At 71.6% G+C, this 22,536-nt stretch carries 13 protein-coding genes, 2 tRNA genes and 1 pseudogene; 1 reads left to right on the top strand and 15 read right to left on the bottom strand.

Annotation, left to right across the window (positions count from 1 at the left end; genetic code table 11):
• Positions 1-5: 5 nt before the first annotated feature.
• The 6 genes from AAD496_RS00350 to AAD496_RS00375 all read right to left on the bottom strand — a co-directional run bounded on the left by AAD496_RS00350 (position 6) and on the right by AAD496_RS00375 (position 14,726).
• Entirely contained in the window at positions 6-2,837 is a 2,832-nt protein-coding gene (locus tag AAD496_RS00350; protein WP_349826636.1) for a GAP1-N2 domain-containing protein, read from the bottom strand.
• Positions 2,830-4,665: a SaeA-related protein gene (locus AAD496_RS00355; RefSeq protein ID WP_349826637.1), complete on the bottom strand. Its 1,836-nt coding sequence runs from the start codon at positions 4,663-4,665 to the stop codon at positions 2,830-2,832. Before AAD496_RS00355 ends, AAD496_RS00350 begins: the two co-directional genes overlap by 8 nt.
• A 184-nt stretch (positions 4,666-4,849) precedes the next feature.
• A complete protein-coding gene (locus AAD496_RS00360; RefSeq protein ID WP_349826638.1) occupies positions 4,850-7,501 on the bottom strand; it encodes a hypothetical protein in 2,652 nt (883 codons plus the stop codon).
• Positions 7,501-11,028 (bottom strand): tubulin-like doman-containing protein, encoded by a 3,528-nt coding sequence (locus tag AAD496_RS00365; protein WP_349826639.1) that lies wholly within the window; start codon positions 11,026-11,028, stop codon positions 7,501-7,503. The genes AAD496_RS00360 and AAD496_RS00365 overlap by 1 nt, the downstream gene beginning before the upstream one ends.
• A 104-nt stretch (positions 11,029-11,132) precedes the next feature.
• Positions 11,133-14,168, bottom strand: a complete 3,036-nt coding sequence (locus tag AAD496_RS00370; RefSeq protein ID WP_349826640.1) for a vWA domain-containing protein — start codon at positions 14,166-14,168, stop codon at positions 11,133-11,135.
• Between the two features lie 3 nt (positions 14,169-14,171).
• The gene (locus AAD496_RS00375) at positions 14,172-14,726 is read right to left on the bottom strand and encodes a hypothetical protein (RefSeq protein ID WP_349826641.1); all 555 of its coding nucleotides are present in this window, start codon (positions 14,724-14,726) and stop codon (positions 14,172-14,174) included.
• 212 nt (positions 14,727-14,938) lie between these two features.
• Between AAD496_RS00375 and AAD496_RS00380 the strand changes: the two genes are divergently transcribed.
• Positions 14,939-15,889 carry an L-lactate dehydrogenase gene (locus tag AAD496_RS00380; protein ID WP_349826642.1) on the top strand — a complete coding sequence of 317 codons (951 nt, stop codon included), beginning with the start codon at positions 14,939-14,941 and terminating at the stop codon, positions 15,887-15,889.
• Positions 15,890-15,997: 108 nt separating this feature from the next.
• Here AAD496_RS00380 and AAD496_RS00385 read toward each other — a convergent pair.
• From AAD496_RS00385 to purT, 9 genes and pseudogenes are all read right to left on the bottom strand, one after another.
• Positions 15,998-17,001 (bottom strand): annotated as a pseudogene (locus AAD496_RS00385) (squalene cyclase).
• Positions 17,002-17,076: 75 nt separating this feature from the next.
• Positions 17,077-17,469 carry a thioredoxin gene (gene trxA / locus AAD496_RS00390; RefSeq protein ID WP_349826643.1) on the bottom strand — a complete coding sequence of 131 codons (393 nt, stop codon included), beginning with the start codon at positions 17,467-17,469 and terminating at the stop codon, positions 17,077-17,079.
• A 239-nt stretch (positions 17,470-17,708) separates the two neighbouring features.
• Positions 17,709-19,133 carry an MDR family MFS transporter gene (locus AAD496_RS00395; RefSeq protein WP_349826649.1) on the bottom strand — a complete coding sequence of 475 codons (1,425 nt, stop codon included), beginning with the start codon at positions 19,131-19,133 and terminating at the stop codon, positions 17,709-17,711.
• 247 nt (positions 19,134-19,380) lie between these two features.
• Positions 19,381-19,785, bottom strand: coding sequence for a helix-turn-helix transcriptional regulator (locus tag AAD496_RS00400; protein WP_349826644.1), 405 nt, complete (start codon positions 19,783-19,785; stop codon positions 19,381-19,383).
• A gap of 14 nt (positions 19,786-19,799) precedes the next feature.
• Positions 19,800-20,483 carry a DUF2306 domain-containing protein gene (locus AAD496_RS00405; RefSeq protein WP_349826645.1) on the bottom strand — a complete coding sequence of 228 codons (684 nt, stop codon included), beginning with the start codon at positions 20,481-20,483 and terminating at the stop codon, positions 19,800-19,802.
• Positions 20,484-20,588: 105 nt separating this feature from the next.
• Positions 20,589-20,661 (bottom strand) — tRNA-Ala (locus AAD496_RS00410).
• Between the two features lie 19 nt (positions 20,662-20,680).
• Entirely contained in the window at positions 20,681-20,809 is a 129-nt protein-coding gene (locus AAD496_RS00415) for a hypothetical protein (protein WP_349826646.1), read from the bottom strand.
• Between the two features lie 25 nt (positions 20,810-20,834).
• Positions 20,835-20,908, bottom strand: a tRNA-Ile gene (locus AAD496_RS00420).
• A gap of 95 nt (positions 20,909-21,003) precedes the next feature.
• Positions 21,004-22,236: a formate-dependent phosphoribosylglycinamide formyltransferase gene (gene purT, locus AAD496_RS00425; RefSeq protein WP_349826648.1), complete on the bottom strand. Its 1,233-nt coding sequence runs from the start codon at positions 22,234-22,236 to the stop codon at positions 21,004-21,006.
• Positions 22,237-22,536: the final 300 nt, after the last annotated feature.

Consider the following 22,536-nt stretch of genomic DNA (forward strand, 5'->3'; position numbering starts at 1 on the left):
CTCCCTTACGCTTCACGGTCCGTGGAGCGCCTGGCGCCCCCGGTGAGTCTGCCGAACACGCCGCGTCCGCGCGACCGGAGACCGGCCAGGGTCCGCAGCGCCTCCTTGCGGAACCGCTTGAACTCGGTCTCGTCCGCCGGGTCGTCCCCGAGGATCCGGCAGGCGATCGCCCAGGCCTGTTCGACGACCCGGGTCTCGGTCTCCTTGCGGTCCGAGTCCTCGATCAGCGTCGTGAGGACGCTGTGGACGAAGGGGGTGCGGCCGTCCCCCTCGGCCGGTCCCAGCCCCACGACCCGTTCGAGCTCCTCCGGGATCCGGCCGTCCTTCGTCATCCCTTCGTCCTCGACGAGGACGAGTGTGACGAGTGCGGAGTCCATGAGGCCGGGAACCCCGATGTACGCCCGCCCGGCGGCCACGAGGGCCCCCGTGTCCACGCCGGCGCGCGCGCAGGTGGTGAGCAGCCGCAGGAGACCGGCGGGATCGGGGACGAAATTCGGGGTGTGGACCTGCGCGGACGGCGCCGGACCCAGCGGACCACCGACGGCGATCAGGGAGAACCCGGCCGCGAGAACGGCCGGGGCGAGTTCCCGGAGGACCACCGGTGCCGGTTCGCAGTTATCCGACGTCCACGCCGCCCAGTCGAGCAGCGAGACGGGATCCATCGAGGCCCGTCCGGAGGCCACCACCGCGTGGGCACCCCGACGCAGGTACGCCACCCCCTGGTCGTAGCGGGCCTCCGGACCGACCGAACCGATCAGCCGGTCCAGCCGGTCCTCCCAGGCCCGATGGGTGAACAGCCACTGGCGGGCGCCACAGTCGCCGAGCCACCCGGGATGATGGTCCTGCAGGTCGAGGAAGGCCGTGAGTGAGGGCCGGAGTCCGTCGACGAGTGTCGAGTACGCACCGTCGGCCCGCAGGGTCCCGAAATCACCGACGTACCGGGGCAGGTGGACGAACAGGGTCGAGTCCGCCGAGTCCTCACCGGTGCGCAGTCTCCGGCGGACCGCCACGAGGAAGTCCGCCGGTCCGAGGTCCACCCGCTCGGAACGCCAGGCCCGGGCCACCGGCGCCGGCCACGGATCCGCACCGAGGACCCAGTCGAGAAGGGTCGTGGCCGCGGCCGGGGCGTCGAGGGACGGCCGCAGGTCCGCGGTCGTCCACGGCGCCTGGTTCATGGCCCGCAGGACGAGGGCTCGGGTGTCCGTACCGATGCGGCCGGCCGGGTCCTCGGCGAGGGCCTCCGGGTTCCTCGCGAGGACCCGGACGGCGGAGGAGGCGAGGAGTTCCTCGATCCGGACCCCGATCGGATCGGCGTCGAGGCGCGCTCCCGGTTCCTCCGTGGCGGGGTGGACGCGGGACGGATCGACGATCCCGCAGCGGATCAGGAAGTCGACGGTCGCGAGTACGCGCACCCCGAGTCCGGGATCGGGCAGGGTTCCCGCCTCTCCCAGCAGCCCCGTGAGGACCCCCTCGGCCACCCGGTCCACCGTGTCGCGTTCCGTCGTGGCTCGGCGGGCCGGATCGGGCACGCGGTCGAGGTGGACGGGCAACCACGCGGAGTCGTGGACGCTCCGGAGTGCCGCGGCGACGTACTGGTCGGCCCGGAGCGCGTAGTCCAGCCCCCCGGCACCACCACGAGCCGCGAGCCCGGACAGTTCCTCCCATTTCTCCGCGGGCGAGGCGCCGCTCACCTCGGCGATCGCGGCACCGAGGAGGGCACTGTGGTCACGGGAGGCCTCCGCCGAGGGCGGGGCGGATTCCCGGACCGTCGCCCCGACGAGGTCCCGCACGTCTCCGGAGACGGGACTCCGGCGGACGCTCATGGCCATCGGCCAGGCCGGGTCGAGTCCGTCGAGGTCCTCGGCCGCGAGCGTCGTGTCCTCGGTGAGGAGCCGCCAGACGACCTCCCACAGGACCCCCAGGTCGACGACGAGACCGCGGAACGTCCGGGCCCAGGAACCGGTCCCGGCCGCGGACGACCCGGACTCCCGGGTGAGGACCGTGAACCGACCGTCCTCGGCCGCTGCCCCGGCCTCGGCCTCCGGCACGACGACCAGGTGGAGTCCGGATCCGACGAGTCGCGGCAGCGCGGAGGCCCGTTCGTAGAGTGAGAACCCGATCCGCCGGGCCACCCGGGGAGAGGTGAGGGTGAGAGCGGTCCCGAGCAGGTCCGCCGCTGCGTCCTGGTCGTCGCAGGCGAGGACGACCGGCACACCCGTCCGGACGGCCTGTTGCAGTCCGTCGAGGAGAGCGGCCAACAGGTCGTGACGGGATGGGTCCTTCATCCGCTGGTACGCCGCGGGGACCCCGGCGCCCTCCCCCTGGTCCCCCGGGACGACACCGGGATGGTCCGTGGGATCCGGTCCGATCTCCGTCGCCAGCACCGACCGCACACCGTAGGGGGTGGCGAACACGGGCGAGCGCCACAGGTCCGTCGGACGCCAGGTCCCCGTGGGCTCGTCCACCCGGGCGACGTGGCTGTAGATGTTGCCCGGACGTCCCGTGCTGTCGTTGCCCGCCATCACCGCGTGGACGAGGACGGCACTCTCACCGCCGGGCAGGGGACGGTAGGCGAAACGCCGGGGGAGGGCCGCGATCTCGGCGGCCGACGGGAAGTCGGGGACCTTCCCGTGGTGGTCGAAGGAGGTGACGACCTCCCGGCGGAGCGCCTCGACGGCGGACCCGTCGGGGTCACCGGTCACGTCCTTGACCTGCCAGCCACCGGAGGACCCGGAGCCGCTGTCGAAGGAGGCGTAGGTCAACTGCGTCCACCGGCCGCCCGCCTCGTAGTGCTGGGGCAGCGCGGTCGTCTCCGGGATCCCCGTCGTCTCAGCCACGGCGACCCCGTCCGAACCACCCGGTACCGCCGGTGCCACCGGTGGGCGCGCCGAGGTACAGCTCCTCCATCGGCGGATCGACGAGCGCCACCCGCCGCAGCCAGGCCGGATCGAGATCGACGAACACCCGGAGGTAACCACCGTCGACCGTCCGGTCCCAGGTGTCCTGGTGGACCCGCCAGGCGTACCCGGAGGCCAGGTTCGCCTCGGAGGGGAGTGCCGGGGCGAGGAAGGTGGGGGTCGGCTGTGCCTGCCCCTCGTCACCGTCGGGCACCACCGACAGGGGTGTGCCGTCGTGCCGGGTGAGCGGCAGGTGGTCCCGGTTGTACACGAGGACGAAGCCCATCTGCTGGGGGAAGTCGCCGAGTCGGGCGAAGGGCCACACGGTCGCCGTCGGCCGCCCGAGGAAGGACTTCTTCACCTGGACCCGGTACCCGAGGATGAGCAGCGGTTCGACCTCGACCGCCACGGGGGACGAGTCGATGCTGCGCCCCTGGTCGAACATGCTCGCGACGAGGTGCAGGGTCGCGCCGTCCTGCAGGTACCCGTCGCCGGGCAACTGCATACCGCCCAGGTGCCGGTACTCGTCGAGGTCGATCTCCGCGGCCGGGGTCTGGTCGCGGACCTCGTCGAAGGTGCTCCCGGTCCCACCCACGTAGGCCCGCACGACGTCCGCGCCCTCGGGCCAGTGGAACGTGACGACCTTGCGGCCCACCCTCTCGGCCACCCGCGGGTACGTGACGGGACGGGTCCGGACCTGATTGACGGTGTTGCCGACGAACGCCTCGTCCCCGTGGACGACGACGACCGTGAAGTACGCCCGGGTCCACGACTCCGGCCAGGGCACACCCGGCATGACGACGGTGCCGTCGCCCGCGTCCTCCACCGGCCGGTTGATCCAACTGTCGGCGTCCAGTCGGGCCGCGTCGTCGAGGGCACCGAGCGAGATCGCCCGGTCGGTGAGACCGGCCATGGGCGGACGCTCGGTCCGGAAGATCCGGGCCTCCCCGCCCTTCGGTGCGGTCCACCGCAGGTCGAAGGTCGGCTGGTGACCCTCCTCGTGCAACTGCACCGACAGATCCGTGACCGGTTGGAGGGCGAAGGGGACCTCGACCCGCCGGGTCACCGGGTCCGACAGCATGGTCGTCCCGTGGACCTCGACCTCGGTCCGGAACTGGTAGACGTAGGACGAGCCGGGTTCGACCCCGGTGTCGACGAATCCGCTGAGGTTCGTCGACCCGCCGAGGATCCGGAACTCCGGACGCCCGATCCCGCGGGCCGCCTCCCGCGGCAGGGCCCGGTTCACGTGGACCCGCCGGGTGCCGGGCAGCACCCGCCAGCCGGCGATCACCTGTGGTCCGTCGACCGTCACCGAGGGGTCGACGACCGCGTTGATGAGCGTGCCAGTCGCGTGCACCGTGGGCTGTTCCAGGCGTGCGCGGTAGATGTCCTCCCCGCGGTAGAACCACACCTGGTAGTACCGGACCGCCGCGGAGGGCTCGACCCGGTCGAGCGCGTCGGTCCCGTCGGTGACCGTGAGTTCCTCGGCGTCGTCGGGGGAGTAGGGGACCTCCGCGTCGGAGAACACCACCCGGTAGAAACCCGCGCCGTCCGCCGCCGGCCACACCAGGCGGGTCCCACCGGGGCCGGGCACGACCGTGAGGTCGACCGCCTCGGGCTGTTCGCCGTACTGGAAGGCCGCGAAGGTCACGCCGTCGTAGGACTCCCCGGTCGTCCCGGAGGACTCCGGGGCGGGAACGGAGTCCGCGTCCGAGGCGCCCTCGGCCGGCGCCTCGGGAGCGCGGGGGGCCTGTGGCGGGGGCGGCACGTCCCCTCCCGGGGGCGGCGGGACCGACCCCGTCGGCGGGGGCGGCACGGACCCCGCCGCCGGAACAGGGGGCGGCGGAGGCGGCACGGGACCGTCCTCGACGACCGGCGGCGGGGGCACGCGGTCGGGTCCGGGACGTCCGTCGGGTGTGTGTTGCATGTGCGCTCCTGGGAGGGTCCGGGCCTCAGAAGTCGAGGTCACCGAAGGGTGTGGCCGGTGGTGTCGCCGGGACGTCCGGGTCGGTACCGGTGGTGCGGGCACCGGTCGTGAAGAAGTCGAAGTGCTGGATCTCGACGGGGGCCGTGAGCTGGACGTGCACCGTCCCCCGTCCGAGGCCCACCGAGCGGGTGCGGACGAACTCCTGGTCGACGGCCTGCGCCGAGCGGCCCCGGGCCGTGGCGGAGAGGTACGAGGCGTTCATGAGGTCGGCGGCCGCGGCCACGCCCACCCGACCGAAGAAGGACTCGACGGGCACCGCCGTACCCTCGGCCGTCCGGGCGGACCCGAGGAGCCGGGAGGTGAGCTCCTGCCGGTCGGGTGCGGCCAGCCGCGACTTGGCCCGCTCCCACATGGCGTCACCCATCGCGGGATCGGTGCCGGTGGTGTCGAGGGCCTGCAACCAGGCGTGGAGCAGGCCGTCCCGGGCACCGGCCCGCATGCGGTACAGCTGCCGTGGGTCCTGGGCGATCTCCATCCCGGCGGGCCCGAGGAGACCCGGTGCCTGGGCGAGGAAGGAGGTCCACTGCTCGGACAGCCAACCGACGGGGAACAGGTCGTGGCGGAGGACGTGGGCGGCCTCGTCGACGACCTCGTCCCCGGGGCTCACCCGGGCCTGGGCGGTACCCCGGGGCAGGTCGGTGAACTCGGCACCGCCGGCCGTCCCGACGGTCCAGCGCGAACCGAAGGGATGCCGGAGGAAGCGGCCCAGGACGTCCGACCACACGAGGTACTGCCCGTAGACGTCGGACAACCGGTCGATGTCGGTGATCACGTGTGTGAGGTTGGCCCGGTCGACCTCCGCGGCGCCGAGGAGTTCCCGCCGCCGGTGGAGGATCCGGAAGGTCTCCTGCTGCCCACGGAAGAACACGAGGAAACCCGTGAGGATCCAGGACAGGACGAGCCCGACGAGCAGACCCACACCCCAGCCCCAACCGAACACCCCGAGGCTCCACAGCACGACGACCGCGGCGATGGCGAGGAAGAACCCGATCGACCAGCCGAGCAGGTGCATGCTCAGACGCTTCTGCACCTCGGCGAGGCGCCGGTCCGCGGCCTCGTCGGGGCGGGCGGCCTCCTGCAGCCGGGAGAGGATCCCGGACAGTTCGGCCTGGCGGCCGAACAGGGCCTGGGCGAGGATCTCACCGAACTGGTTGACGTAGGACCCGGCGGTCCGCTCCCGCCAGGCCGCGAGCCTCGAGAAGGCGCCGGCCGCGTCGTGCGAGGTGGCACTGCCGCGTCCGGCCTCCGCCTGCAGACGGGATCCCAGTGCGTTGACCTGGAACACGTCGACGCTGCGGACCGGCTGCGTCGCACCGATGCTCGCGCCCAGTGCCCCGGACAGGGCCGGGAACCTCTCGGCGTCGGAGGGTGCGATCTGTTCCGGGTCCCGGATGACGGCCCGCTGCCCGCCGACCTCGATCGCCGGCAGCACGGAACTGCGGTCGCCGGCATCGGCGAGGGTGAGACCGCCGTGGACGAACTCCCGCCACAGGGCCGAGTGGTCCTCCCGGACGGGCTGACCGTGTTCGGGCAGCGACCGGGCGATCGCGCCCGAGGCGGACTGGATGTCCTGCCAGGCCGCCGGGGACCCGTCGGCCCGGTGGCCGTCGACGACGACGGTGTAAGCGGACCGGTCGATCCCGAACACGAAGTGCTGCACCGAGGTGGCGATCGAGGACTTGGTCCGGCCCACGAGGTTCCGGGCCCAGGCCGCCGGGGCACCCCGCAGGGCGGCCCACACGAAGGAGAAGAACATCCGCAGGGCCTCGCCGAAGCCCACCTCCTCCGACCGGGAGGCCGGGACCTGCTCACGCGGACCCTGGAGGAGGTGCCCGAAGGCCTGCCACACGGTGTTCGCCGCGTGCCCGGCCGCGGCGACGGGCGCCTCGACGTCGATGGTCCGCCCCACCCGCGGGTGGGGACGGGGGTACTCGGTCGACAGGTCGAACAGGGAGGCGCGGAGACCCGCCTCGACGTCCTCACCGGTGAGCCGGCGGAAGAAGGCACGGCTGATGCGCACCCCGCTCCCGCCCTCGGCGGCGAGCGCGTCGACCGGGGACTCCTCGACACCGGCCCACAGACCGCCGAGCGCGGCGACCTGGGCCGCACGCTGCACGACGAGGCGCCCGGGATCGGAACCGTCGATCGGGGAGTACCCGACGCCGGGGGAGGCGGTGTCCTCGGGGGACACGAGCACGTGGTTCCACCCGTGGTCCCGCGGTGCCGGTACCGAGGCGTCCGATCCGTCGGTCGTGAGGAGGACCCGGACCGGGACGACGGGCACCCCGCCGAAGGTCTGGTTGAGCCGCTCCCACACACGGGCACCGGCCGAGGTCTCGCTCAGCGCCCGACGCGCGGAGTCCGGGGAGTCGAGGTCGACGAGCTCGAGGATCCGGACCCGGGAGTAGGCCCGCGTCCCGGCGAGCACGGTGAGGTCCGCGTGATGGGCCGCCCCCTGGTCGTCGACGAAGGCCATGGGGACGGCCCGGTCGACGACCGCCTCGGCGGTGACCCACACGTAGGGGCCGACGAGGTCCCCGTGGACCCAGTCGCGCAGGGTCTCCCCGAGGGCGGCCAGCGACCGCGGGGCGACGAGGACGGTGAGCTGATCGGTCATCAGAAGTTCCCCAGGTCGGCGATCGGGGCGTCACCGGTGGAGGTCCCGGGCGCCCGCTCGGCCTCCTCCTTCGCGGTCTCGAGGACCTTCCGCAACTCGGCGGTGACGGCGACGATGTCACGGGCGAGGTCGTTGAAGAACGGCGTCCGCGTGCCCTCCCGGCGGTTGGGCACGATCCCACCGCGCGGCGCGGTGCCACCCGGTTCGGTGTTCGACACCCGGGAGGCGGCGAAGTCGTGGACCTTCGTGAGGAAGTCGAGCGCGTTGTCGTAGCGCTCCTGGAGGTCCGCCCCGTGGGCCCGGGAGGGTTCGCCGCTGGGCGTCGTGCCGTCCCGCAGCCAGGTGACGAACAGGTCCTCCGCGGAGAGCACCGAGAGTCCCTGGCGGGGGCCCTGCGGGGTCTCGTCGAAGGTCTCGCGCAGGGCCTGATAGGGCCGCATGGAGCTGAGCACCGGCTCGTGGTGGGCCTCCATGACGGCCAGGAGGACCGATTCGAGCACCGCCGGCAGCCAGTCGAAGGTCGACCCGACGAACCGCTCCGGGGGTGTGAGCAGCGGGTGTGGGAAGGACACCCAGGTCGAGTGCTTGCGGTCCCACACCTGCACCGGGGTCGCGAGGTCCCGGGCCCCGGGGATCCGCAGCCCTCCGGTGAGCTGGGCGACGTACCACCCGGCCACGAGGGCCTGCCGCTCGGCATCGGCCATCGGCAGCGAGGCCGGCAGGGGACGCGAGCGCCGGAAGGTCCAGAAGTCCTCCCTCTGGACCTCGTCGGCCCGGGCGTTCCACACCTTCGACACCCGGCGGAGCACCCCACCGAAGGCGATGGGGGTGAAGTTGTCGTAGGAGCCGAAGACGTCGATCCGGGTGATCCCGGCGGCGTCCTGCCCCCCGGCCAGGGCCCGGTCGAGCACCTCGACCGCCATCGGATCGATGCTCGGGTTGCGCTGCAGCGCCTCCTCGAGGGACCCGACGAGGGCCGGGTCGTCGGCGAAGGGGACGGTGGAGAACTTGTAGCGGTACTGCACGGCCTTGCCGCCGTGGATCTTCGCGACGATCTGCGGATCGACGGAGGCCAGCGGCAGTGCGTAGGTGAGGGTCTCCCGGAACTTCGACAGGAGTTCCTGCTTGCGACCGGCGACCTCCTGGGCACCCGCCCCGTCGAGACCCCGCACCCAGTCGGTGAGGGACAGGGAGCAGAAGCCCTCGAAGGCCTCGCCGCGCCGGGACACGTATTCCAGTGCCCGTTCCCGGAGCGCCACGGGACGCAGACCGAGCGAGTACTGCGCGATGCTCGGGCTGATCGGGGCACCGGAACCGGGGTCCCGGGTGAAGACCCCGGGGACCCACCTGCTGGTCCGCCGCACGAGGCCGCCGGGGGCGTCCTCGCCGTCGGCCACCGGCCACAGTCCGGAGATCACGTGGCGGGCCGCCTGGACGGTCGCCTGGGCGAAGGGCGGGACGGCGGACCCCGCCCCGGGCAGGGACCCGGAGAGATGCGATTCGTAGAGGGTGCCGAAGGAATCCGCGGGGGTGAGGAGGAGTTCGTTCTCCGCGGTGGCGAACCGGTCCGGGACCGCGAGGTCCTGATCGGACGGCCAGGCCGCGTAGACGTCGGTGATGACGTTCGCCTGCCCGACCTTCACGGCACTGCGGTCCTGTTCGACCTTGAGGGTCGCGTTCGCCTCCTCCAGCGCCCGGTCGAGCGGGGAGAGGACGTCCGACACGAGCGAGCGGAGGACCCTGACGGCGTACTCGGCGGCCGCGGTCTCCGTGTGGCGGGCCATGAGCGTCTGCACGGCGTCGGTGAGCGCGTCCTCGTGGGTGGAGCCGGCCACGAGCGTGCCCTTCACACCGGTCGCGGCACGCGAGACCTCGTCCGGCACCCGGCCGAGGTCGGGGTACTGGGCGGAACCGATCTCCTGCAGACGGGCGACGACGTGGTCCTCGAGGTAGGACCGCACGCGGTCGACGACCTCACGGGCGTAGGGCAGACCGAACTGGGCGACGGCTCCGGCGACCGTGTCCGTGACCGCCTGTTCCGTCCGCTGGGCCCAGTCGAAGGCCCACCGGTAGGCCGTGTCCTCGACCTTGCCGTCGAGCAGCGGCTTCTTGTACTGCAGGAACTGCCCGGCCATCGCCACCCACGAGGCCCCGGCCTGCCCGGCCGACTGCGGGATCTCCGGGGCGAACTGGTTGGACAGGAGGGTCCGCGCCTCGTTCATCACCCGTCCGTGGTCGAGGGCCTGCCCGGCGAACCAGTCGTAGACGGCCTGGGTCGAGGGTGCGGGACCGGCCGGCAGGCCGAGACCGGCGAGCACGCTCGGCCACTGGGAGTCGGCCAGGGCGTTCAGCTGCTGTTCGGCACCCGCGGGGTTGCCCGCCTGCAGGTGGCCGTCCCGCAACCGGTCGACGGCGGTCCGGGCCAGGCGCTGCGAGGCGTAGTGGCGGTACCGGTCGCGACCCATGCTCAGACGGCCGTAGCCGAAGGCACCCCACAGGAGCGGCTCACCCGGATCGGAACCCCATCCCAGGTACTCGCGCAGCGGCGGTTCGAGGCGGTTGGTGAGGTCGTAGGCGCGGAAGGACCCGGCGGCCTGCCCGGAGGCCATGAGTGCGGCGAGACCACGGGCCAGACCGCGATACACGGTCTCCTTCGACCCGTCGCCGAACAGGGACTCACCGTCGACCATGCCCTGGTACCGGCCCACAGGGAAGATGCGGCGGAACGGGATCCCGCTGTCGGCTCCGGAGGCCTGGCCCAGGCTCTCGAGCAGACGGGTGTCGTGGCGGTGCGCGGCCGTGGTCTGGGCTGCGAGGATCTCGCCGAACATGCCGAGCGCGTTCGGGTGCACGCCGGGGTAGGTCTCCGGGAAGATGTCCGGGGTCACGAGGAAGACGGCGGTCTGTTCCGCGCTCACGCCGTTGATCCGGGTGAGGACGCGGCAGACGTCGAGGGCCATCGAGGCGCCGGCACCACCGGCCATCGAGGAGACCACGAGGACCATGGGCGGCAGTGCCCGGTCGAAGGAGCCGGCGCCAGGCAGCTGCCGGGCGAGCGCCTCCATGTCCTCGTTCGCCTCGTTCGTGTACAGCTTCCGGACCGCCCGTTCCAGCCCGGACCGGACGGTGCCGATCTGGTTGAGCGTGATGACGCGTCCGATCGAACGCATCTGACCGGCGCCGAGTGCGATCGGGGTGTGCACCGAACCGGGGTTGCGCGGGGCCCAGGTGACGAATTCGTCAAGGGCGTCCTTGGCCTGGAGCGTGCTGCTCACCGCCTCGTCGAGGACGGGATAGCGTCCGGCCGGGGGAGCGGTGCCGATGTACTCACCACCCTGGTCCGCGACGTTCCCCATCCCGGGGATGTCCGTGTCGGCGGCGACCGGCACGTCCACGTGCACGAACTGCCACCCCTGCGGCAGGTCGTCGATGCCCGCGGCCGCCAGCTCACTGCGCAGCTGGTCCATCATGCGGGCGAGGACCTCGCCGCCGGAGCCGCCACAGCCCACTACGAGGAATTTCTGCACGTGTCCGTCCTTTCGTCGCCGCGCCCTGCGGGAGCGGTGTCACGGGTGGTCGTCGGGGTGTCGTCCGGTGGAGGGGTCGACCGCGCGGTGCGGGTCGACCGGGGTCAGGTGCCGAAGGGCTTCCAGCCACCCCCGGCCGGGGGTCCGCTCCCGGGCGGTGGGCCCTGCGGTGGGGGACCACTTCCCGGCGGGGGTCCGCTCCCCGGAGGTGGACCCTGCGGAGGGGGAGTCTGGGGCGGTCGACCCGGCGGGGGTGGTTGCTGCCGAGGCGCCTGCGGCGGTGGGCTCTGTGAGGGAGGACTCTGCGGGGGAGGACCCTGCGGAGGCGGTGCCTGCCCCGGCCCAGCCGGTCCCCCGGGTGTGAAGCCCGGCCCGCCGGGGGAGTACCCCGGTCCGCCCGCGGGACCACCCGGGGTGAACCCGGGGCCTCCGGCACCCGGTCCGCCCGGCGAGAATCCCGGGCCACCGGCCATGGCCGGTTGCGGGGCCACCTCGTCGGCCTCGACGAGCGTGGAGACCACGCGCGGTGCCTTCTGACGGATCTCCTCGACCAGGCGGGACCGGGCCGGGGCGTCGGCCAGACCGTTGAGGAGCACCACGAGTTCGGCCGATTCCGGATCCGTGCCCGGCTGCCGGACGACGAACCAGGATCCCTGGACGGCGAGCGGCAGGCGGGCCGGGACCCGCCCGTCGACGGCGGCACTCAGGGGAGCACCGGTGACCTCGACGTGGCCGGTGCCCACCGGCGAACCACCGGTGCGCACCCGCAGCTCGTACCCGAGGGCGTCGAGCCGCCGGGTCCCGTTGCCCGGGATCGGCACGGTGTGGCGCATGTCGGAGCCGGTGATGTCGAAGGGCTGTCCGTCGCGCAGCACGGTGCCGCCGGAGACCCGCACGGGGGTGCGGAGCACCATGAGCGGAGTGGACGGGATCCGGGCCGTCATCCACTTCTGCAGGTACAACAGGCCGACCGGGATGCCGATGGCCCCGAGGAGGGCCAGGACGAGCGCGATCCCGAAGTTCACGGTGTCCAGCGGCTTCTCGATCCCGGCGGTGAAGGACACGTCGACCGGGACCGGGTCACCGTCCCCGGTCGCCGAGGCCGTCATCACGGTGAACGTGCCGTTGATCGTGCCGTTGCCCTCGGCCTCGTCGCTCAGCGAGACCTCGACGGGGCCGGACGCGCAGTCGGCCTCACCGGTGGCCGCCGAGGAGACGGCCACGTCCTCGAAGCCCTCGGGCGCGGCGACGACGGTCGTGCCGTCCGCGGGCACCCAGACGCAGCCCTCACCGTCGACCGGGACCTCGGTGGTGAGGTCGAGGGGCCCGCTCGCGAGCCCGAAGTCGACGGACCCCGCGACCACGGGGTAGTCGAGCGGTGGCCGGATGTCCTGGCCGGTGGTCACGGTGACCGGTGCGAGTTCGGTCCCGGCGACCGTCCGCCCCTCGGAGTCGGTCGCGTCGGCGGTCGTGATCCGGGCGGAGATCTGCAGGACCCCGGAGCCCGCCGCGGTGTTCGTGAGGTCCCAGGACACGGGATCGGTGACGGCGGTCTTGTCCCTCGTGTCGACCAGGGTGGTCCGCACGCCGGCGGCGTCGACGAAGCTCGCGGTGTAGTGCAGATCCCCCTCGAGGGAGGCCGGGTCGAGCGGCTGGTCGTCGGGATCGACGAGACCGAACTGCTGGTCGGTGAGCGTCTCCCCCTGGTGGAGCGCGGCCGGGTCCGCGTTCGTCCACACGGGCCTCACGGCCGGGCGGATGTGGATGTTCGAGCTCGAGACGGCGTCCGCGGCCGCCTGGTCCGGTGCGATGAAGGCGAATCGCCACACCCCGGAGTAGGTGTCCGCGGACAGGTCCCGGCCGTCCATGGCGATCCGCAGGGTCCGCTCGGTCACCCACGTGTAGTCGAGTGTGAGGCCACCGGCGTCGACGCTCTGCGGCGTCCCGACGGCACTCTTGTCGAAGACGACGGTGTCCCCGTTCGGGACGATCATCCCGGCCTCCATGCCGTCGGCCTTCACGGTCGCCAGCACGTCGACGGTCGGGGTCGAGGAGTCGAGCACGAAGGTGTGGGCCTCCTCGGCACACACCGAGTCGACGCAGACGCCCTTCTCCTGCTCCAGCGTCGTGTCGCCGAGGGAGGAGATCGAGTCGAAGGCCATGAGCAGGTCGTCGATGTTCTCCGCGGTGTGGAACTCCCCGGGCACGGGGTCGAGGAGGTCACCACAGGTGGAACCGCCCTCGGCATCCGTCCCGGTGACGATCGACTGCATGAGGTCGAAGGTGCCCGGTTCGGTCCCCTCGGCGCCCAGTCCGACACCGTAGAGCGCGATCTCCGAGGACCGCAGCTGGTCCGCCAGCCCGCCGGGCCGGCACAGGGAGTGTTCGGCGGCCTCCGCGGCCTCGGCGGCACCGTCCTCCGTGGACAGGTCCGCGCCCTCGGCGTAGGGCTTCTCCGTGCCGTACTCGTCCTGCGCGGACCCGGAGGTGCGCGGTTCGATGTCGAGCTCGCCGTCGGAGAAGAACACGATCGCCTGGCAACTGTCGACGTCCGAGCGGTTCGAGGCCTGCTGGGCCAGGTGGCCGCGGGCCCCGTCGAGCGCCGTCCAGTAGTCGGTGTCCACGCCCCCGGTCCGGTCGGCCAGTCCCGTCACGGTGGCCCGGACGTCCTCGACGGTGGAGGAGTCAAGCGCCGTCCAGTCCTGCAGCACCTCGAAACCGTGCCCGAAGGCGGTGACCTCGACGTTCACGCTCGCCTCCTCGCCCTCCTCGGCCAGCTGGTCGACGAGGTGGAGGGCGGCGGAGACCCGGGCGTTGTCCGGGTCGGTGGTCGTGAGGCTGCCGGACTCGTCGAAGAGGAGGACGATGTCCGCCGCCCCACCGGCGGCGACGCAGGAGGCGAACCGCTCCGGCAGGGTTCCCGTGTCCCCACCGGAGGTGTCCCCACCACCGGTGCCGTCCTCGGCGGTGGTGCCGTCCGTGGGGGCGGGTTCGGTGGCCGCCAGGGCCGGCGCCGCCGAGGCGCCCGTCAGTCCGAACGCCAGCGCCGTCCCGAACGCCGCCGCACCCCGGGTGAGCGCACGCAGCGGAGAGGTCCGGGGGATGGAGGTCCGGAGGGTCCGGTTCACAGGGGTACGCACCGTTCAGATCCTCCCGATCCACAGGGCCACGGCCACGGCCGAGGCGAGGACTCCGAGTCCGCACACGACGAGACCGGCCCAGTACAGGAGGTCCGCCGAACCGGTCCGCGCGTACAGCGGCCGGGACCGACGGGCGATGTCGGTGCGGTGGTAGATGCCGAGGACCGCGACGGCCGCGGGGCCGGCGACGAGCCAGCCGATGAGGGTGAGCGGACCGTTCAGGATCCAGGCGAGGAGGCCTCCGAGGACGGAACATCCGAGGAGGACCCAGAGGAAGACGAGGGGCGGGTAGGCGACCGCGGTCGTGGCCCCGGTCGGGGCCACATCGGGTGCCGGAGGACCGGTGGGCGCGCCGCCGGGACGGAACCCGCCCGGACCGGGCTGCCGACCGCCGGGTGCCGCGGGACCACCGGGACCGCTCGGAGCACCACTGCCCGCGGGGTTCCATCCGTTCGGACCCTGGGGTCCGGATCCCTGCGGGCGCGCTCCGGGCGCACCGCGGGAGGTCCCGGGACGACCGGAACCGAACTGCTCACTGAAGTCGAACGGCGAGGACACGGACCCTCCTTCTCAAGCGCCACAGCGGAGTCTCACGTCACACCCGCCAGACTAGCCCAGGGCACGGACACGATTCCGCCCCGGAAGCGGTATCCCTGTACCGAATCCGACATCCGGGGGATCTCCTCCGGTCCTCGGCAGGGTCCCCGCCTGTCGCCTCCGCCCCACCCCGGCCCCTTCCTGTCAGCGGTGATGAGGTGAACACTGGTGTCATGGCTCGTATCGAGAACTCCAAGGTCACCGTCGTCGGCGCCGGCTCCGTCGGCGCCTCCACCGCCTATGCCTCGCTCATCCGTGGCTCCGCCCGCCACCTGGCGCTCTACGACATCAACGGCGAACGTGCCGAGGCCGAGGCGCTCGACCTCGCCCACGGCGCCATGTTCACCGGTTCCTCGAACATCCTCGGAGGCAGCGACCTGTCGATCGTCGAGGGTTCCCACGTGGTCGTCGTGACCGCCGGCGCCAAGCAGGAACCGGGGCAGACCCGCCTGGAGCTCATCGGCACGAACGCCCGGATCTTCGAACGGATGATCCCGCAACTCGTCGAGGCGGCCCCGGACGCCGTGTTCGTCGTCGTCACCAATCCCTGTGACGTGCTCACCATGCTCGCGCAGCGGAACACGGGCCTGCCGCCGGAGCGCGTCTTCGCGTCGGGCACCGTGCTCGACACCTCCCGCCTGCGCTGGAAGCTCGCCGACCGCATGGGGGTCGCGCCCCGGTCCGTCCACGCCCACATCGTCGGGGAGCACGGCGACACCGAGTTCGCCCTGTGGTCCTCGGCCACCGTCGGCAGCGTGCCCCTGCAGGACTGGCGGTTCGGTGACCGGGCCCCGATCACACGGACGGAGATGGACGAGATCACCCACGAGGTCCGCACCGCCGCCTACCGGATCATCCGGGGCAAGGGGGCCACCAACCACGCGATCGGTCTGTCGGCCACCCGCATCGTCGAGGCGATCCTGCGCGACGAGCACGCCGTCCTGCCGGTCTCGACCGTGCTGGAGAACTTCCACGGTCTCGACGGCGTCGCGCTGTCCGTCCCCTCGATCGTCAATTCGGCCGGAGCCTTCCCCATCCGTGAGACGCACTTCGACGACGACGAACGCCGCCTCCTGCACGCGAGCGCCGACGCCTTCACGCAGGTCGCCACCGCCGTCTCCTGACCACCCCGCCGCCGAGGTGCCCCGCAACCCGGGACACCCTCCGCACAGGTCCCTTCCCGCAGGTCCCACCGCGGGGGAGTCCCGGAGGGCAGGGCGCCTCGGGAGCGATCACCGGACGAACGCGTCCCACCAGTCGAGGACCCGCAGCGCCCGCAGGGTGACCCAGCGGGAGGGGCGGCCCGGTGGGGCGTCGTCGTGGAACCACACCTTCCCGTCGAGGCGGCCGCCCTGGTGCCAGGTGCCGTCGGAGTGGCGGGCGGCACGGACGAGGTCGACGGCCTCGGCCAGGCGGGCGTCGGGGTGATCTCCCTCGAGGGCGTGGACGGCGCGGAAGTGGTCGAGGCGCGCAGGGCGGAGTACTCGGCGCGCTGCGGGTGCAGGAAGACCCCGACACCGGGGGTGAGGGGATCGCCGGTCGTGCGGCGTCGGAGCAGGTGGCGGGCCAGCAGGTACTCCTCGCCGGCCTCGCGGACCGCACGGGTGGAGCCGTCGCCGGTGACCCGTTCGTACTCCAGGAGCGCCTCGAGGGCATTGAGGGTGGAGTGGACGGAGGACCGCGTCGAGCCGTGCTCCCATTCGCAGTTCCAACCGCCCTCGTCCATCGCGTGGTCGACGAACCAGGCGGCGTTCGCCCGCATGTCGCGGCCCAGCCAGAGGCCGCTGCGCAGAGTCATGGCGTTGATGCAGACGTCGACCTCGCCGTCCCAGAAGGGTAGATCCTCGTACTCCCAGCGGGTACCGCGCTCCAACCGGTCGGCGGTGTCCCCGAGCGCCCGGGCGGGCACACCCCATTCCCGGAGGGAGTTCAGCGACCAGGTCGTCGCCGTCCACGGCTGGCCCTCCCGGAAGGCGCGGGGGTCGTCGGGACCGGGGTACCCGGCGGAACCCGGCACCGGGAAGAACGCCCCACCGGACCACTGTCCGTCGGGGTCCTGGAGATCGAGCAGTCGCTCACCGAACCCCTCCCGGGCGGTCCGGTCGCGGGTCGTCTCCTACACCTCCGCCGAGGCGCCCGCCAGGTCCCGCTGCACCTGCCAGGCCACGGCGGGGTCGGAGTCGAGCAACCAGGCGAGGACCGCCTGTCGGGTGGTCCCGGTGGGCCGAACGGGCAGTCGACGACCGAGGGGCGGTGACCACGGTCGTGGTCACCGCCCCTCGAGGACGTGTGTGGTGCTGTGCTGTTCGGTTCAGCCCTGAGGAGCTTCGCCCTTCTCGGCCTCCGCCTGCTGGGCGGCGACCTGGGCGTGGACCTCTTCCATGTCGACACCCTTGATGCCCTCGATGAGCTGATCGAGGCCCTCGGCCGGCAGGGCGCCGGCCTCCGAGAAGATGCCCACACCCTCACGGAAGGCCATGATCGTCGGGATGGACTGGATCTGGAAGGCGGCGGCCAGCTCCTGCTGGGCCTCGGTGTCGATCTTGCCGAACACGATGTCCGGGTTCTTCTCCGAGGCCGCCTCGTAGACGGGGGCGAAGTTCTTGCAGGGGCCGCACCAGTCGGCCCAGAAGTCGAACAGGACGATGTCGTTCTCGGCGATCGTCTGACCGATGTTTTCCTTGGTGATCTCCTGAGTAGCCATTGGCCGACCATATCCGTCGCGTCATCCCGCGCGATACCGGCACGGGGCCTACGACGCCGTGTGTCCGCTGCGGGCGGAATCGGGACCGTCTAGCGTGAACCCGAGACAGAGGGATACACGCCTCGAGGCGACGGCCCGACCGCCTCCCACACGTGAAATCACGGCCGTATGCCGTCGTCACGGTGCAGGGACACCGTGACGACGGCATACGGCCGTGATTCGAGAACCGCGAGATCCCGTCAGTGACCGGCGGGGGAGCCCTCCGCGGACTCCTCCGGCTTGACGACGAAGAAGGCGAGGACCAGACCGACGGCCGCGATGCCTGCTGCGAGCAGGAAGGCCGCCTGGGAACCAGGGGCACCGGCCGCCGCCGCGTCGAGACCCTGGGCCGAACCTGCGTGCAGCTGCGCGGAGTAGATCCCGATGAGCACGGCGGTACCCATGGCACCGAACACCTGCTGGAGCGTGTTGAGCGCAGCGGACCCGTGGGAGTACAGGTGCCGGTCGAGCGAACCGAGCGAGGCGGAGAACAGTGGGGTGAAGGACCCGGCGAGACCCAGCGACATGACGATCTGGGTCCCGGCGAGCATCCACACCGGCGTCGAGGCGTCGGCGCGCGAGTACAGGAGCATCGACACGAGGATCATGATCGTGCCGGGGATCAGCAAGGTCTTGGGTCCGCGGGCGTCGTAGATCCGCCCCATGACCGGACCGAGCAGACCCATGAGGATTGAGCCGGGCAGCAGCACGAGACCGGCCTGGGTGGCCTCGAGGCCGACGACGTCCTGCAGGAACAACGGCAGCAGGGAGAACGTGCCGAACATCGACAGGGCGACGATCGACATGATCGCGACGGAGACGATGAAGTTCTTGGACAGGAAGATCCGCATGTCGAGCAGCGCGTCGTTCTTCTTCTGCAGGCCCAACTGACGCCGGACGAACAGGGCGAGGACGACGAGTCCGACCGCGATGACGAGGAACGGGAGTGCGCTCGTCCCGGAGCTCGCCTCGACCTCGGCACCGTGCCCGCCGCCCAGGCGGCTGAGTCCGTAGACGATGCCGCCGAAGGCGAGGGCCGACAGGATGATCGACAAGACGTCGATGGGCGCGTGGGTGGTCTCGCCCAGGTTCGTCATCCACTTGATGCCGAGGCCCATGGCGATGAGGGCGATCGGCAGGACGATGCCGAACAGCCAGCGCCATCCGAGCGTGTCGAGGACGATGCCCGACATGGTCGGACCGATTGCCGGTGCCAGGGAGATGACGAGGCCCACGCGGCCCATCATGCGACCACGCGAGTGCGCCGGGACGACATTCATCATCGTCGTCATGAGCAGGGGCATCATGACACCGGTGCCCGCGGCCTGCACGACACGGCCGACGAGCAGCATCGAGAAGCCGGGGGCCAGGAGGCAGATGAGCGTCCCGAGCGAGAACGAGATGCTGGCGGCGAGGAACACCTGCCGGGTCGTGAAGCGCTGGAGCAGGAAGCCGGTGGTCGGGATGACGACGGCCATCGTGAGCATGAATCCGCTGGTGAGCCACTGGCCCTGCTCCGGCGGGATCCCGAGCGTGACGTTGAGCTCGGGGATGGCGATCGCCATCGTCGTCTCGTTGAGGATCGCCACGAAGGCGGCCACGAGGAGCAGCCAGATGACCCGCATGCCGGCGGGGTCGATCGAGGCGGAGAGTGAGGATCGTGTCGAGGAGGAGGTGTTCTGTTCTGCAGTCGTCAAGAAAGGGCTCCGTGCCACTTGTGTTCTTCGTGCCCCGGGCCAGAGATGTGCCGTGGGTCGCCGGGGATGACACGTCCGGCGCGCCCCACCTCTCGCGGGCAGCGATCCAGTTTAACCGAGGCGGCTATCGATCCATTCGCGCTCCGTGGTGAATTCACCCACGCGTCACCCGATGTCAGGCGGACGACACCCGCCCGGTCTCGTGGACCCACATGGCCGCCTCGACGCGGTTGCGCAGGCCGATCTTCGTGAGGATCCCACCGATGTGGGTCTTCACCGTGCCGAGCGAGAGGTGGAGTTCCGCGCAGATCTCCGTGTTCGTGAGCCCCCGGGCGAGCAGACGCACCACGTCCTCCTCACGCGGGGACAGGGGCTCGAACGGTTCGCGGGCCCGTGACCGTCCCGCCTCGGCCGGATCGCGCCCCGCGAAGGTCTCCAACAGGCGCGTGGTGATCCGCGGGGAGATGAGGGCGTCGCCCGCAGCAGCGGCACGAACGGCCTCGGCCAGGAGGACGGGCCCCGCGTCCTTGAGGACGGTCACGGCGGGAGCGGTCCAGGCCGAACGGATCCGCGGGCGCATGTCCGTCACCCTACTCACGCGGCCGGACCCACGAGGCGCCGGGACCGCATCCGCCGGATGATGATCTCCGCGGCGATCACGTTGAGGAGCCAGCCGGCGTCCATCTGCACGAGACGCCAGAACTCGATGGGCGCGTCGAAGGCGATGAGGAACGGCGCCGAGGTCAGCACCTGTGTGCCCGCACCCATGGCGAGTGCGTAGGCCCGCATCATCCAGGCACCGTGCGCCGCGAAGTCCCGCCGGATCACGCGGTACACGGCGAGCCCGAGGAAGACGAGCGTCGCGGCGCCCACCACGTACCGCGAGACGGCCAGGGCCGGCCCGTCGACCGGCGGGAACACGTACACGGCGGTCATCCACAGGCCCGATGCCGCGACGACGACACCCGCGGGCACGAGGAGGTACCGGCCGGCGAACATGTGCCATCGCAGATGACGCCTGCGGAAGGTCGGGAGGAACTGGAAGGCGCCGAGGAGTGCGAAGACGAGGGCCGAGAGGATGTGGAGCACGAGCGGCAGGGGATCGGCGTGGAAACGTGCCGTCTCCTCCGTCGGGACACCGAGGGCGACGTCGCCGAGCCGGACGCCGCCGGCGACGGAGGGCACGAGCGCGAGGGCGATGAGGCCGGTGGCGACGAGCCATTCACGGGCCGGGACACGGGGTGGTGAGCTGGTGGCGGGGGCCTGCGTGGAGGTCATACCCCGATCGTCCGCCGCGAGAAACACCCACCGCCTCGGCCATGTGGCCGATTTGTCCGGACACGACGAAGGCCGGGACTCGATGAGCCCCGGCCTTCCGGTCGGTGGAGGTAAGGGGACTCGAACCCCTAACCCCCTGCTTGCAAAGCAGGTGCGCTACCAATTGCGCCATACCCCCGTATGGAATTGATGGCCGCTCACACGGTGTCCGTGTAGTGCGACCATTCCCTGTGACCGGCCTGCCGCTTGTCCCGCAGTCCGAGGAGAATCCCCACACCGCCGAACACCGCTGCCGCGATGCCTGTCAGGGTGAACCACTTCTTCACGAATCTCTCCGTTCGTCGTGGTGCGTGGGCCTAAGAGGACTTGAACCTCTGACCTCTTCGTTATCAGCGAAGCGCTCTAACCGCCTGAGCTATAGGCCCGTACTCGTCCGGCCGGTGTCCCGGCGAACGAGAATCAACTTTAGACGGACTCCCGCCGCCCGCGCAAACCCGCGGGCCGGTTTGTGATCAAGACCTCAGGTGAGCTCGACCCTGAGCGCCGCGGCGGCCTCCCGGGCGCGGGCGCGCGCCTCGTCCTGCGTCTTGCCGCGGGCCACGGTGACGGCCACGCGCCGCTGACCGTCCACCTCCGGCTTGCCGAACAGACGCACCTGCGCCGTCGGGACGGCCAGGGCCTCCTGCAGCCCGGAGAACCGCGGCACGCCGGTACCCTCGGCGAGTACCGCGCACGAGGCGGCCTGCCCCTCGGCGATCGTCTGTCCACCGATGACGGTGGGCGTGGGCACCGGCAGCCCGAGGACGGCCCGGGCGTGGAGTGCGAACTCGGTGAGGTCCTGCGAGGCGATCGTCACGAGTCCGGTGTCGTGGGGACGCGGGGAGACCTCGGAGAAGAGCACCTCGTCGCCGACGACGAACAGTTCGACACCGAACAGGCCCCAGCCGCCGAGCGCCTCGGTGATCGTGGCGGCCACCTCCTCGGCCTTCTGCTGCGCGGCCTCGCTCATGGGGGCCGGCTGCCAGGACTCGCGGTAGTCACCATCGACCTGCACATGGCCGACCGGCGGGCAGAACACCGTGCCGTTCACGGCGCGCACCGTGAGCTGGGTGATCTCGTAGTCGAAGTCGACGAACCCCTCGACGATGCAGCGCACCGCACCACCCTCGTTCGCCTTCGCCCGGGCACCGGACTGGGCGTACTTCCAGGAGGCCCGGACGTCCTCGGGGGTCTTCACCGTCGACTGCCCCTTGCCGGAGGAAGACATGACCGGTTTGACGACGCAAGGCGTGCCGATCCGCGCGACCGCGGCCTCCATCTCCTCGAGGGACTCGACGAACTCGTAGGGGGAGGTGGGCAGACCGAGCTCCTCGGCCGCCAGCCGCCGGATCCCCTCGCGGTCCATGGTGAGCTGCGTGGCCCGGGCCGTCGGCACCACGCGGGTGTTCCCCTCCGCTTCGACCTCGGCGAGCACCTGCGTGGCGATCGCCTCGATCTCCGGGACGATGACGTCGGGCTTCTCCGCGTCGATGACGGCGCGCAGGCCGGCGGCGTCGAGCATCGACACGACGTGCGAGCGGTGGGCGACCTGCATGGCCGGAGCGTTCTCGTAGCGGTCGACGCCGATCACCTCCGCGCCCAGGCGCGTGAGTTCGATCGCGACCTCCTTGCCCAGCTCACCGCAGCCCAGCAGCATGACGCGCGTGGAGCCGGAGGTCAGAGGGGTGCCGAGGGTTCCGGGTTCCATGCTCATGGGCCCAAGTCTTCCACACCCGTGAATGACCGACGCGCCGTGTGGTTCGGCCTCGCTATTCGATCGAATAGCGAGGCCGAACCACACGGCGCGTCGGTCATTCACGGGTGTGGAAGACTTGGGCCCATGAGCATGGAACCCGGAACCCTCGGCACCCCTCTGACCTCCGGCTCCACGCGCGTCATGCTGCTGGGCTGCGGTGAGCTGGGCAAGGAGGTCGCGATCGAACTCACGCGCCTGGGCGCGGAGGTGATCGGCGTCGACCGCTACGAGAACGCTCCGGCCATGCAGGTCGCCCAC

Source organism: Brevibacterium litoralis (assembly GCF_040212315.1).
In the GTDB taxonomy this organism is placed as follows: domain Bacteria; phylum Actinomycetota; class Actinomycetes; order Actinomycetales; family Brevibacteriaceae; genus Brevibacterium; species Brevibacterium litoralis.